Annotated in this window: 11 protein-coding genes; 3 read left to right on the plus strand and 8 right to left on the minus strand. The window is 45.7% G+C overall.

Annotation, left to right across the window (positions count from 1 at the left end; genetic code table 11):
- Both ACFBZI_RS00275 and truD read left to right on the plus strand, forming a co-directional pair.
- Positions 1-689: LLM class flavin-dependent oxidoreductase (locus tag ACFBZI_RS00275; RefSeq protein ID WP_375714483.1), on the plus strand; the 689-nt coding region annotated here is incomplete at its 5' end.
- A gap of 293 nt (positions 690-982) precedes the next feature.
- Entirely contained in the window at positions 983-2077 is a 1095-nt protein-coding gene (gene truD / locus ACFBZI_RS00280; protein ID WP_375714484.1) for a tRNA pseudouridine(13) synthase TruD, read from the plus strand.
- A gap of 331 nt (positions 2078-2408) precedes the next feature.
- Here truD and ACFBZI_RS00285 read toward each other — a convergent pair whose 3' ends face one another.
- The 7 genes from ACFBZI_RS00285 to ACFBZI_RS00315 form a co-directional block, all read right to left on the minus strand.
- Positions 2409-2987, minus strand: a complete 579-nt coding sequence (locus ACFBZI_RS00285) for a DUF4126 domain-containing protein (protein WP_375714485.1) — start codon at positions 2985-2987, stop codon at positions 2409-2411.
- Between the two features lie 207 nt (positions 2988-3194).
- Complete coding sequence (locus tag ACFBZI_RS00290; protein WP_375714486.1) at positions 3195-3491, minus strand: polyhydroxyalkanoic acid system family protein; 297 nt, start codon at positions 3489-3491, stop codon at positions 3195-3197.
- 330 nt (positions 3492-3821) lie between these two features.
- Complete coding sequence (gene dcd, locus ACFBZI_RS00295; protein WP_375714487.1) at positions 3822-4397, minus strand: dCTP deaminase; 576 nt, start codon at positions 4395-4397, stop codon at positions 3822-3824.
- A 148-nt stretch (positions 4398-4545) separates the two neighbouring features.
- On the minus strand, positions 4546-6111 hold the full coding sequence (locus tag ACFBZI_RS00300) for a Na/Pi cotransporter family protein (RefSeq protein ID WP_375714488.1): 1566 nt from the start codon (positions 6109-6111) through the stop codon (positions 4546-4548).
- Between the two features lie 354 nt (positions 6112-6465).
- Positions 6466-7200: an LrgB family protein gene (locus ACFBZI_RS00305; RefSeq protein ID WP_375714489.1), complete on the minus strand. Its 735-nt coding sequence runs from the start codon at positions 7198-7200 to the stop codon at positions 6466-6468.
- Positions 7200-7598: a CidA/LrgA family protein gene (locus tag ACFBZI_RS00310; RefSeq protein ID WP_375714490.1), complete on the minus strand. Its 399-nt coding sequence runs from the start codon at positions 7596-7598 to the stop codon at positions 7200-7202. Before ACFBZI_RS00310 ends, ACFBZI_RS00305 begins: the two co-directional genes overlap by 1 nt.
- Before the next feature lie 79 nt (positions 7599-7677).
- A complete protein-coding gene (locus ACFBZI_RS00315; protein ID WP_375714491.1) occupies positions 7678-8979 on the minus strand; it encodes an FAD-dependent monooxygenase in 1302 nt (433 codons plus the stop codon).
- 435 nt (positions 8980-9414) lie between these two features.
- Here ACFBZI_RS00315 and ACFBZI_RS00320 point away from each other — a divergent pair, with 435 nt between their 5' ends.
- Positions 9415-10533, plus strand: coding sequence for an MFS transporter (locus ACFBZI_RS00320; RefSeq protein WP_375716271.1), 1119 nt, complete (start codon positions 9415-9417; stop codon positions 10531-10533).
- A gap of 218 nt (positions 10534-10751) precedes the next feature.
- On the opposite strand, the gene ACFBZI_RS00325 is transcribed toward ACFBZI_RS00320, so the two are convergent.
- Complete coding sequence (locus ACFBZI_RS00325) at positions 10752-12797, minus strand: UvrD-helicase domain-containing protein (protein ID WP_375714492.1); 2046 nt, start codon at positions 12795-12797, stop codon at positions 10752-10754.
- Positions 12798-13056: the final 259 nt, after the last annotated feature.

Consider the following 13056-nt stretch of genomic DNA (forward strand, 5'->3'; position numbering starts at 1 on the left):
ACGGTGATTTTAGGCAAGAAATTGCCGAACTGCGGAGCTATTTTGATGGCACGGCAGAGGTTAATGCCTATCCAGCCAAAAACGTAGCTGTGCCGTTTTATATTCTTGGCTCAAGCACCGAAAGTGCCTATTTGGCGGCAGAACTCGGTTTGCCTTACGCTTTTGCCTCGCATTTTGCCCCGGCGATGTTGGTTGATGCGGTGAACATTTACCGTCAGCATTTCAAACCCAGCCAATATCTTGCCAAGCCTTATGTGATCGTGGGGGTGAATGCGATTGTCGCCGACAGCGATGAAGAAGCCGAGAGTCTGGCAACCACGCAAAGCCAGTTTTATTTGAATGTGGTTACTAACGCCCAAAATAAACTGCAACCGCCGGCAAAATCCGATGATGCCTTGTGGGACGAGATCATTAGCTCCAACCGTTCCATTCATTTTGGCCCTGTGGATATTAGCGAGCTGAGCCAGCATAACAGTTATCGCCGTTTGGTGGATAAAATGACTGGCTATACGCTCAAAGGCACAAAGGAGAGCGTTAAAGCCCAGCTACACGCCCTGCAAACCAAAGTGGAATTTGACGAAATCATCGCCCAAAGTTTTATCTTTGATGAAGGTAAACAGGCTTATTCTTATACTTTGTTAAAAGAAGTGGTGGATGAGATAAGTCAAGGGTGTGGAGAGGAAGTGTAGATTTTTTGTAAATGCCGTCTGAAAACCTAAAAATCCGATTTTCAGACGGCGTTTTTATTTTTTTTCTTATAAAATTCTTTCAAAAACACAATTATTTATTTTTTAACAAACAAAGCAGTCAAAAAACCACAAACTCTACCAAAATATCATCTAAATTTACCTTTGGCAGTGCTTGTAATTTTAGCAATTTTAAACCAATAATAATATGCTAAAATACCAACCAAACCACCCGCTTTAATGATATTAAATATTATTTTAATATTCAGATTAATAAAATTTACCCATGGATTTTTATGAAATTATTACAACCAAACGCTCGTCCGATTCACTGTGCTGTGTTTAAACATGAGCCGGCGGATTTTGTCGTTACCGAAATCATGCCAATTGAACAGACGGGCACAGGCGAACATCTGTGGCTTTATCTTACTAAGACCAACCTAAACACCGCCTATGTCGCACGCCTGCTGGCGGATTGGGCGGGCGTGTCGGTGCGTGATGTCGGCTACTCTGGGCTAAAAGATCGCCATGCCATCACCCATCAATGGTTTAGCGTGCGTCTGCCCAGTCAGACACCGCCTGCGGTTGATTTTGCTACATTTGCTGCCGCCCATCTGGCGGATAATGAATCACTGACAGTAACCAAAAGCATCTGGCATAACCGCAAATTAAACCGTGGCACACACAAACAAAACGCCTTTGGCATTCGCCTGCGTACCATCAAAGGCGAGCGTGATGCCATCGAGCGGACGCTGACACACATCGCTCAGCATGGTGTGGCGAATTATTTTGGCGAGCAGCGATTTGGGCGTGATGCCAATAACATCGCCAAGGCTCAAGCGTTTTTTGATAAACTGCTCACCAGTAACAAGCCCTACCGCCCCAACAAAAAATTTGCCGAGCGTGATGGCTTGATGATTTCGGTGGCACGCAGTGTTTTGTTTAATGCCATGCTCACGCAGCGTGTGGCTGATGGCACTTGGGATACCGCCATCGCAGGCGATGTGTTCAATCTTGATGGCACAGGCTCGATATTTACCGACAGCATCACAGATGATATCCGCTTGCGTGTCCGTGCTTGCGACATTCACCCCACCGCCCCATTGTATGGCATCGGCACACGCCGTGACTGCGACACAGCACAGCAGTGCTATGATACGGTGCTAAATCAGGCAGAATTGGCGACTTTTCGCCATGGACTGGCACACATTCAAGCCAAATTGAGCTATCGCCCATTGCGGCTGATGGTGCAGGATTTGACTTGGTGCGATGATGGCGATGATTTGCTGATAAATTTTTGTTTACCAAAAGGGTCATTTGCCACCGTCGTACTGGACGCACTGGTAGAAAATCTGATTAGCAACCACCATGACACCGCCGATGATTCGTGATGATTGGCTTTGGGCTGTGTCTTGATTGATTTGACTGATTGTTTTGGCTGGTTTGTTTAATTGGCGAATTTGGCTGATATATTTAGCTTAGACTGATTTTTGGTTTTATTGTTAAAATTGACTAAAATCAATTAAGTTAAATGGTGGCTAACAGGCTAACACTTGGGTTTGTTTGATTGGTTATTTAAAAAATATTCAATACAGTATTTACAAAAATGCTTATAAAAATATCCAATGACTTGTTTTTATAAATCATTGGATAAAAATTTGATTATTTAGATTATTTAAAACCGCTTGATGATCAAATGGCTTGATAACATGCCCCAAAGTGCTACTTGGCAAATCGACGCTTGGCACGCAGCATCAGCCAAATCATCACCCCAGCGATACCAAGTAAAGCAAGCAGTACGCCCAGCACAGGAAACATCAGCGACGCCAGCGACAGCCCAATTGCCGCACCTGTCTCACCGATGCCGATGATGGGATTGGCGGTGCCTGCGGTGGTGGCAGTTGAGATGGCTCGAGTGGCAGCGGTTGTGCCTTTGATGGTTGTCGCCGCTCCACCACCAGCGACAATGGCTATCGCCCAAGTCATCGCTGGGCTAAAATCCGCCAAAGTACTTGCCATCACCAAAGTGCCTGCCACGCCTGCCAATGGCACAGCGATGCTATCAAGCAAATTGTCCACCACGGGTACCAAATAGCCCAGCGACTCAGTGGCACTTGCCACGCCCAAAATCACCAAAGCCGACAAACTGCCGACCCATTGCCAGCTGTCATTGAGCGGTACAAAGCCAAAATACGCCGCCAGCGATAGTCCAAACAGCGGCACAAAAACACGAAAGCCAGTGCTTGCCGCCAAGCCAATGCCCAGACAGATACTTATGATCATTTCGGTGCTAATCATCATGATAACGACCTTTTTGTGCTTTTGGTGGAGTGATGGGTTGTTGAGCTGATTTTGAGCATAACGCAATCACACATCATGCTGTTATGCTCATTAATCATGGTAAGAAGCTGGCAATTTGATCACTTATCTTTGATAAGATAAATTTAACAAAATCAGCAGCCAAATCTTTGATATTTGATATTTAACTTTGGACATTGGGCATTAAATTTAGGCTTTGGTGACAAAATATTTGTCCAAACCTTCCAAAATACCAGCACTGATTGCCCCTTTAAGCGGCTTGGCAAAAAAGCCCAAATCCGCTTCAAAAACAATTTTTTCGGCCGTCAAAGACGCTTTGGCATCCACGCCTGCCTTGCTGATGCTGGCAGTGTCCACGCCATCGCCTTCGACATAATTGATATCCAGCCCAAACCGCTCTTTGACATCGCCAAGCCATTGTTTGGCATAACTGCGTGCCGTCTGAAAATCAAAACTGTGCGTTCTTTCAAAATAAATATCGCTCATGGCTTTATCCTGTCTGTAATTTTGGTTAAAAAATAAACCAAAATGGTTAATAAACTCAAAAAGAAATTAAAATCAATGATTTTAAATAAAAATTAAATAAAAAAAATAAACAGCCAAACCGCAGTTTGGTATCCATGCTGATATTTTATAAAAAATCATCACTTATCGCATACCGGCATTGTCATGCTTTTGGTGTAGTTTTGTAATTTTGGCAACGGCAATGTATCGCTCATGCCTAAAATTATGCAAAAAATTGACCAAAAGCATAAATCAAACGAAAAAGCCCTTACCAATCACAACAAGGGCTAAAAGATTAAAACAACGAATGGCTTAGGTTTTAGGCAAGGTAACGCCAGTTTGACCTTGGTATTTGCCGCCACGATCTTTGTACGATGTTTGGCAAACATCATCAGCTGCCGACTGAAAAAACAGCATCTGAGCCACGCCTTCGCCAGCATAGATGCGCGCAGGCAGGTTGGTGGTGTTACTAAATTCTAGAGTAACATGCCCTTCCCACTCAGGCTCTAGCGGCGTTACATTGACGATAATCCCACAGCGAGCGTAGGTGGACTTGCCCAAGCAAATCGTCAGCACATCTCGGGGAATGCGAAAATACTCAACCGTGCGTGCCAAAGCAAAGGAATTGGGCGGAATGATACACTCATCACCGACAATGTCAATAAAGCTGCGTTCGTCAAAGTTTTTGGGATCGACGATGGCAGAATGCACATTGGTAAATACTTTAAATTCATTGGCACAACGCACATCATAGCCATAACTTGATGTGCCATAGCTGACCAATTTTTCGCCTTGGGCATTAAAACGCACTTGGCTCGGCTCAAATGGCTCAATCATGCCGTGCTGCTCGGCCATCTGACGAATCCAACGATCTGATTTGATAGACATTTTCTACTCTTTTTGATAATTTGGCTTATTATAAGGCATTTGGGCGAAATTTTGTAGCACCAAAATAAAAATCCGCCCAAGTTTGCTGTTGGCATTTATTGGTGATTTTATAACAATGATTTGAATTTTGACAAAGCCAATTTACCAATCATTTGCCCAATAGCATCACCATTTTGGCGGTGTGCTTGACCACTCGATCCAGCCAGCGGCGAGCGACAATCATCGCCAGAGCGTCGGACGCATGGTACTGCGTGTATGCCGAATGCTCAATAATCGATAGGCGAACATCGGTTTTTTGGGCTTTCATATCATCGCCAAATGATAAGAAACTCTCAACAAACTGACTGGGCAGATGCTGCGGCATATCCAACAAAAATGCCGTCAATTCTTCGTATTGATCGACCACACGAGACAGGTTTTCGTCAAAATCAGAATGCAGCACATCAATGTATGAACTGTTTAGCAAGTCTTCACGAATTACTCGGATATAAACCACCAGTTGCAACAGTGCCATCAGGCGTTCTTGGTCGGATTGGGCTTGTGGCACGGGCATTTTTTGCAAATACGCATCGACCTTTGCCAAGCAATCATCGAGAGCGGCGACGCTGATTTGACTGCCCATGATATGCCCACGGCAGGCTTGGATAAATTGCACAAAAGTGTCCGCTGTCGTCTGGCACAGGGCCTGTCTTGCCGCACCAATCGCCACCGCTGGCATCGAAAACAAACTTTCGTCCAAAAAATGCGTATTGTCAGCGTCCAGACGCTCAGGAATCAGCCGCTCAAGCATTTTTTGTAATTGGCGAGTAAACGGCATAAACAGCATCGCCCCCATCACACTAAATGCCGTATGAAAAAAGGCAATTACCAATACATTGTCCCAATCTGCCAAAAAAGACACCTGTACCAACCACAAAGTCAAAGGCATCAGTACAAAAAATGCAGCAACGGCGGTCAGCACATTAAACACCACATGCACCGCTGCGGTACGCTTGGCACTGACTGTCGCACCGATGGCTGCCAGCACCGCCGTGGCGACCGTGCCGATATTTTGACCGATGACCAATGCCAACGCTTGCGGCATATTAATCGCCCCACTTGCCAATGCTGCCAAAGTCGCCGTAATCGCCGCTGTCGATGACTGCAATAAAATGGTCATCACAATGCCAATCAGCACCAGCACAAAGCGAGTTGCCAAATCATCACTTGCCCAGCGGCTAAAATCCACCTGCCCTGCCACGCCTGCCATCGCCGATTGCAAAAAATCGATACTGATAAATAGCAAGCCAAAACCTGCCAACGCCAGCCCAACCAGTGCCACGGTGTTTTTGCCAAGCAATTTCATCATCGCACCGATGCAAACCATCGGCAATGCCACCATCGAAACCGAGAATTTTAGCCCAAGCAAAGCCACCAGCCAGCCTGTGCTGGTCGTGCCGATATTTGCCCCAATAATCACGCCAATCGCCTGCACAAAAGACAGCACGCCTGCACTGACAAAGCCAATGGTTGCCAAGGTTGTTGCTGTCGATGACTGCACAATCAGCGTAAACGCAATGCCAGAGAGCATTGCCTTGGTTGGTGAGCCAGTAAAGCGACCCAGCCACTGGTGCAAACTTTCGCCTGCCATCGCCTTTAGGCTGTCGGTCATCAGGCTCATGCCAAGCAAAAATAAGCCGATACCGCCCACCATTTGTATAATCATTTGTTGCATGATGTGTTGAGTTTATCTAAAAAAAATTGACAAGTTTTGGTTGATAAAATTGGATAAAAACAAAAAAAGTAAAAATTGCATCTGTCGCACAATGTATAACACAATGTATAAACTGGATAAATTATGCAAAATAAACTGCTCAAAACAAATCGCACAAATTACATCAATTGTACGAAATTTGCTCCAAGTTTGGCAAATTTTAACCCAAAAAATGAGATTTTTCTAGCAATTGACTTAAATAATAAGTAAATAATACGAATGATTTTATCTAACAAATCTAAAATCATTCATTGATAATTGATAATTGATGATTAATAATTAATCAATATTAATTAAAAAGCAAAATACAAGCAATTATCCAATCAACATCGGCACTAAAATCGGTGCTAAAAATGCGGTGATGACACCATTTAAAATCAGCCCCAAGGACGCATACGCCACAAAGCGTGAACCCAATTGCATGGAGCGTGCCGTACCCAGTGCGTGCGATGCCGAGCCAAGCGACAAGCCCACGCCCATCGGCAGCCGCAGCCTGCAAGCGTAAAGCACCCCCACACCGACAATCTGCCCCACCACGCCTGCAATCAGCACAGTCGCTGCCGTGATGCCAATCACGCCGTTCAAAGCGGCGGTTACTTCGATGGCAATCGGCATGGTGATGGACTTGACCGCAGCGGCGATGATACTGCCCTGACTGCCGCCCAACAATCGCACAATCATCGCACCGCTGACGATGCCAACCGTGCTGGCGATGATTTGCGATAATAAAATCGGCAACCACTGGGCACGGATTTTTTGCCACTGAATATACAGCGGCACGGCCAAACAGACCACCACAGGCTGCAGCCAAAAAGTGATGTAATTGCTGGCTTTTTCAAAGGTTTGCCAATCAATCTTGGCAAATTTTAGAATGCCAATCACCACGATGGTGGTGATTAAAGTCGGATTGATCAGCGGCTGATTGCTGCGAGCTCTTAGCCAAACAGTCAATTCAAACACGCCAATCAATAGCATCAGCAGCAAAAATGGGCTGGTCAGTAGCGTCTGATACCGCTGATAAACATCGTCAAACTGCCATGCATCAATCATCACACGCCCCTATGCTTGTCAGACAAATTTGCCGAGTTTGCCAAGCTGTGCCGAGATTTTTGTTGTCGTCTTAGCCAAGTGTACGAACCTGCCGACGATAACAGCACCAAAATGGTACTGACCGCCACCGCCACCAACAAAATCCAAAAATCATCACGGATAATGTGCAAATATTGCATGATAGAAATGCACGCAGGAATGACCAGTAGCACCAAATAATCCAGCAGTACTTTGGCAAATGTTTCAATCGTGGCAAGTTTGACCCAGCCCAATTGCAAGGCAACAAACAACACAATCAAGCCGATGATGCTGGGCGGCAGTGGCAAACCAGTTACTGCAATCACCACTTGCCCAACAAACAAACACGCAAAAACAATCAATATCGCCTTTAGAGCCATCGTGATACCTTTGGGGTTTTATTTTTAAGATTTTGTTTTTGAAATTTTGTTTCTAAAATTCTGTTTTTGGTATTTTGCGTTAGGATTTTAGCCCCATGGCATAGCTGGCAACCAAAGGCTTAATACCCGGAATTTTATCAAATGCCACCAAGCCAACATTGCGTGCAAATCGCATCACAGGATTTGGGTGGCAAAAACTGCCAACCACCGTATCACAAAACTTAATCACTCGTTTTTGGTCTTTTTGGCGGCGTTTTTCGTATTGTGCCAAGCGGTCATATTGCCCAAAATCCACCAAAGCATCTTCGTTTTGTGCTGCCGACAGCATATTGGCAAGCGTATAAGCATCACGCAAGCATAAGTTAAAACCTTGCCCTGCCACAGGGTGTAGCGTGTGTGCTGCATTGCCCATAATCACAAATCTGCCAGCCACTTGGCGATGTGCCAGCACTTTGGTCAAAGGATATGCCCCACGCTTGCCTGTGGCGACAAACTTACCCGCCTGCGTGCCAAAAACCTGCTGCAAAGTTGCCAAATAATATGCATCATCTTGCAAATAGCGATTTTCTTCACCTTTTGGGCAAATAAACACCACCGAACGGCGAAACCCTGCCGTCTGATCCGTGCCGCCATCGCCAATGCCATCGGTCAAGGGCAGCACCGCCAATGGCCCTGCCGAGCTAAACCGCTCAATGGCGATGTGCTGGTGTGGCTTGTCCGTCTGCACCACGCCCACGATGCCCACCTGCTGATAATCGTGGCTATCCACGCCGATATTCAAAAGCTGTCTGACCTTAGAATGCTGACCGTCGCACGCCACCACCAAGGCGGCACTTAGCACTTGGGTGGTGTCGCCTGACTGTATGGTAATGCTGGCAGTTTTATCATCTTGGGCGATGTCAATCACGCTTGTCCCATCGTGCAAGCTGATGAGTGCATTGTCCTTGACCGCCAATAGCAGCTGTCTGCCCAAATGAGCGTTTTCGATTACTTGCCCAAAACTCTCCACGCCTTCTTCGTCTTTTTTTAGCATGGCTTTACCAAAGCTGCCAAGCTCGCTGATCTGCACGGCATCAATCTGGCAGGCGTGGCTTTGTAATCGCTGCCACAGTCCAATCTCTTGATAAATCTGCACCGTGCGGCGTGATAAGGCGGTATTGCGACTGTCCAAATATTGGGTGCGTGCGTGATCTTCGTCAGGATCAATCACAGGATAACGCTGATGCTCAATCAAGGTGCTTTTTATCCCATGATGTGCTAGTAGCAAAGCAAAAGACAAGCCGACATTACCGCCGCCGACAATCAGCACGCCGTCACAAAACTGAGTGGCGGTTTGTTGGATAGCAGTTTGGGCGGTTTGTTGGTTTTGTGTTGTGTTCATTGTCATCATTTTCCCCAGATTGTGCATTTTAATCGCCCAATTTTAGCATTTTTTGGGGTGGTTTTGGGCATTTTGACAAACTTTGATGAAATTTGATGAAGTTTGGTGAAATTTGACGCATTTTGGCAAAAGCTGGTCAATGATTGAGCTGTTTATTTGGCGAATATTGCCCAATTTGTGGATAAGTTTGGATAAATTTGGCGTTTTTTTTGTTCAAATTTTTTTTCAAATTATCAAAATAGAGATAACCATCAAATCAACAACCGCCGATTACCCCATCGGTCATTGCCCGGCATGGCTTTGGGTGTGGCAGTGCTGTGGCAATCGTGCTACAATGTTACAACTTATCTTATTCCCAAAATTCAACAACTTATGAGCATAACCACGACAAACATCGCCAAAACGCCCAGTATTGGCGAAAAAATCACCGTTGCCATGATTGGCTTTTTTGCCTTTTTGCAAGTGTATTCGGTGCAGGCAATTTTGCCAGTACTGATAAAAGAGCTGTCCGCCACCGAAGTGCAAGCTGGTATGGCAGTTGGTGCAACGGTGCTGGCGATTGCTCTGATTTCGCCTTTTATGGGCATGCTGTCCGATGCTTTTGGGCGTAAGCCGTTTATTGTCGGCTCGCTGGTGCTGCTTGCCATTCCCACTGGTCTGATTGGCATTGCCGATGGTATCCATGAAGTGATGTTTTGGCGGTTTTTGCAAGGCATGAGTGTGCCGGGCATCACGGTGGTGCTGCTTGCCTATATCAGCGAAGAGTACAACCAAAAACTTGCCGAGATGATGTCGCTGTATGTCTCAGGCACGGTGCTTGGCGGCTTTAGTGGGCGGTTTTTGTCAGGGCATTTGGAGCATTGGATTGGCTGGCGGCATGGCTATCTTGTGATGGCGATTTGTACGCTGGCTGGGGCGATTTGGGTACTAAAAATGCTACCAAAATCACAAAATTTCAGCGTCAGCGAGAATTTTAAAACCGCCTTTGCCACCTTGTTTTTGCACGCCAAAAATCCGCATGTCATCAGCAGTGGCATCTTAGGAGCGTGTGTGCTGTGCAGTCTTGTAGGCTGTTTTACTTTTATCAATTTGCATCTGTCCCAGTCGCCCTATGAGCTGTCGCCTGCCAATCTTGCCAATATTTTTACCATCTATCTGATTGGCATGGTGATTACGCCGCTGTCTGCCAAATTGGTAACACGCTTTGGCATGATTCGTGCCATCTGTGCAGCGGTGCTGGTTTCGGTGGTGGGTATGCTACTGACGCTATGCTCACCGCTTTGGCTGATTATCACTGGGCTGACGCTGATGTCATCTGGCGTGTTTATCACCCAGTCAGCCACCATCAGCTATATGACCAGCCATGTCAGCCACGGCCGCTCGCTGGCATCAGGGCTGTATTATATGAGCTACTACGGCGGCGGCTTTGTCGGTGCGTGGGCGTGTGCCATTGCTTATGCTCATGGTCAATGGCTATGGACAGTGGGGCTGATTTTATTGGTGCAAATCATCGGTCTTGGCGTGGTGCTGGGCTTTATGCGGCGGCATGATTAGCGGTTGATTTTCTTGATTAAATTTGTGAAATAATTAGATTAATTTGATAATTTTTTTTTAAAATTTTATTAATTTGATTTGATACATTAAATTGATAGTTATTTTGAAATAAAAAGCCGTATCTTTATTAAGACACGGCTTTTATTTCAACAATGTTAAATGAAAAGTTTTTAAAATTTACCAAACAATCATCTGCCCAGCAATGATTTGCCCAGCAATCACGAACCGCCTTTTTTGGCAGCAAGCATGGCTTGGATATTTGCCAGATAATTTTCGGCGACTTTTTTGGGGTCTTGCGGCTTACCTTGGCGACCTTCTGCTTTTGGATAATTGATATGCTCCACAGGCAATTCGTCCAAAAACCGAGAAGGCGACACTTGGCGAAACTCACTGCCAGCACGGCGTTGTTTGGCATAGACCAAAGTCAGCTCAATTCTGGCACGAGTGATGCCGACATACATGAGCCGCCGCTCTTCTTCGATATTATCGGTTGTAATCGAATTGTGATGCGGCAACAAATTCTCTTCGCAGCCGATGATATACACATAATCAAACTCCAGCCCCTTGGCGGCGTGCAGGGTCATCAGATTGACCTTGTTGGTATTTTCTTCTTCTTGTTGCTGCTCAAGCATATCCAGTAGCACCAGCTTACGAATCACCGCTTCGATGGTCTTGTCGTCTTCGTCGTCGGCACGATTAATCAAAGCGGTAATGCTAGAGTATAACGCTTCGATGTTGTCCAATCGCCCCCGCTCTTGCTGCGGATTTTTTGAATCTTCTTTGATATAATCAATGTAGCCAGTCTCAACAATCATCTGACGCACCAACGGCATCGGATCGCTGTTATCAAACAACGCCTTGGTATATCGCTCGATAAATTCGCCAAACTCTTGCAAAGTGTTGCCCGCTTTATTGCCGACCGCTTCTTTGATGCCTGTGCGAGTGCAGGCGGTCAGCAGTGATACGCCACAATGCTGGGCAAATAGCCCCAGTTTTTCAAGCGTTGCCGAACCCATGCCACGCTTGGGCGTGTTAATCACTCGCAAAAACGCCGCATCGTCATCTGGATTGATGATAATTCGCAAATAACTCATCAAATCCTTAATCTCCGTGCGAGCAAAAAACGAAGTGCCACCAGAGATTTTATAAGGAATTTCTAATTGACGCAGCTGCGTTTCTAAGGCTCTGGCCTGAAAATTGCTGCGATATAGCACCGCATAGCGATCCCAAGTGTTGGAATTTCTGATGCGATGAGTCAAAATTGCTTTGGCGACACACTCAGCTTCATGAAAATCATTAGCACAAGTCATCACTTCAATCAGATTGCCATGCCCTTTGTCCGACCACAAAGCCTTTTCAAAAATATGCTCGTTATTGGCAATCACCGCATTGGCAGCACTTAAAATACGGTTGGTTGAGCGGTAATTTTGCTCAAGTTTTACCACAGTCAAAGTCGGAAAATCCTGCTTTAACAACGCCATATTTTCAGGCTTAGCACCCCGCCAAGTGTAGATTGATTGGTCGTCATCACCCACCACCGTAAAGCGAGCATTGACACCAACAAGCAGCTTAATCAGCTCATATTGGGCGGTATTGGTGTCTTGGTATTCGTCCACGAGCAGATAGCGAATGCGGTTTTGCCATTTGTCACGCACTTCTTTGTTTTCGGACAAAATTCGCACAGGCATCACAATCAAATCGTCAAAATCCACCGCATTATACGCTCGCAAATTTCGCTCATACATGGCGTACAGATGGGCAAACATCATTTTTTTGGGGTCGTCCAGTGTCTCTGCTGCCGCTTCTGGGTCGATTAAGTCGTTTTTCCAATCCGAAATCATCTTAATCGCCTTGCCGACCAGCTCACGACTCTCAGCACCGCTCATGTTATCACGCATCATCAATTCCATCAAAAGACGCTTGCAATCATCAGCGTCCAAGATAGAAAAATTGGATTTTAGCGGCGTGTGCTTAAGCTCAAATCGCAAAAATTGCAACCCAAACTGGTGAAAAGTCGATACCGTCAAGCCCCGTGCTTTTTCGCTTGGCAGCAGCTTTTGTACACGAGCCTTCATTTCACGAGCCGCCTTATTGGTAAAGGTCATGGCGGTGATGCGATCGGCAGGGATTCGACTTTCTTGGATCAGATAGGCGATTTTACGAGTAATCACCGAAGTTTTGCCAGAGCCAGCACCTGCCAGCACCAATAGCGGCCCTTGGGTGTGAATCATGGCTTCGTGTTGTCGTGGGTTAAGTTGGCTCATGGATACCTTATGATAAGTGTGATAAATTTGATAAGTACAATGAATGGCGAAGTTGCAAGATTGCCCAAAAGGCTATTATAAGAGATTTTGCCAACTTTCGCCAATGCTTAGGCATAATTTGCCACATTTACCACCATCACCTGCCGATGACGCTTGATTGGGGTGTTTTATTTGCCCATTTTTTTAGTTTTTATTTTTTTTATCAAATGAACAATCGCCCCCTTCTTTTTTTAAAAACCACAACAAGCCAGCCAATCAT

It is taken from the genome of Moraxella marmotae (genome assembly GCF_042219885.1).
Lineage (GTDB): Bacteria > Pseudomonadota > Gammaproteobacteria > Pseudomonadales > Moraxellaceae > Moraxella > Moraxella marmotae.

Coding starts and splice junctions, on each gene's coding strand:
- truD (WP_375714484.1), top strand. CDS start 983: ATGAAATTATTACAACCAAACGCTCGTCCGATTCACTGTGCTGTGTTT.
- ACFBZI_RS00285 (WP_375714485.1), bottom strand. CDS start 2,987: ATGATGATTAGCACCGAAATGATCATAAGTATCTGTCTGGGCATTGGC.
- ACFBZI_RS00290 (WP_375714486.1), bottom strand. CDS start 3,491: ATGAGCGATATTTATTTTGAAAGAACGCACAGTTTTGATTTTCAGACG.
- dcd (WP_375714487.1), bottom strand. CDS start 4,397: ATGTCTATCAAATCAGATCGTTGGATTCGTCAGATGGCCGAGCAGCAC.
- ACFBZI_RS00300 (WP_375714488.1), bottom strand. CDS start 6,111: ATGCAACAAATGATTATACAAATGGTGGGCGGTATCGGCTTATTTTTG.
- ACFBZI_RS00305 (WP_375714489.1), bottom strand. CDS start 7,200: ATGATTGATGCATGGCAGTTTGACGATGTTTATCAGCGGTATCAGACG.
- ACFBZI_RS00310 (WP_375714490.1), bottom strand. CDS start 7,598: ATGGCTCTAAAGGCGATATTGATTGTTTTTGCGTGTTTGTTTGTTGGG.
- ACFBZI_RS00315 (WP_375714491.1), bottom strand. CDS start 8,979: ATGAACACAACACAAAACCAACAAACCGCCCAAACTGCTATCCAACAA.
- ACFBZI_RS00320 (WP_375716271.1), top strand. CDS start 9,415: ATGATTGGCTTTTTTGCCTTTTTGCAAGTGTATTCGGTGCAGGCAATT.
- ACFBZI_RS00325 (WP_375714492.1), bottom strand. CDS start 12,797: ATGAGCCAACTTAACCCACGACAACACGAAGCCATGATTCACACCCAA.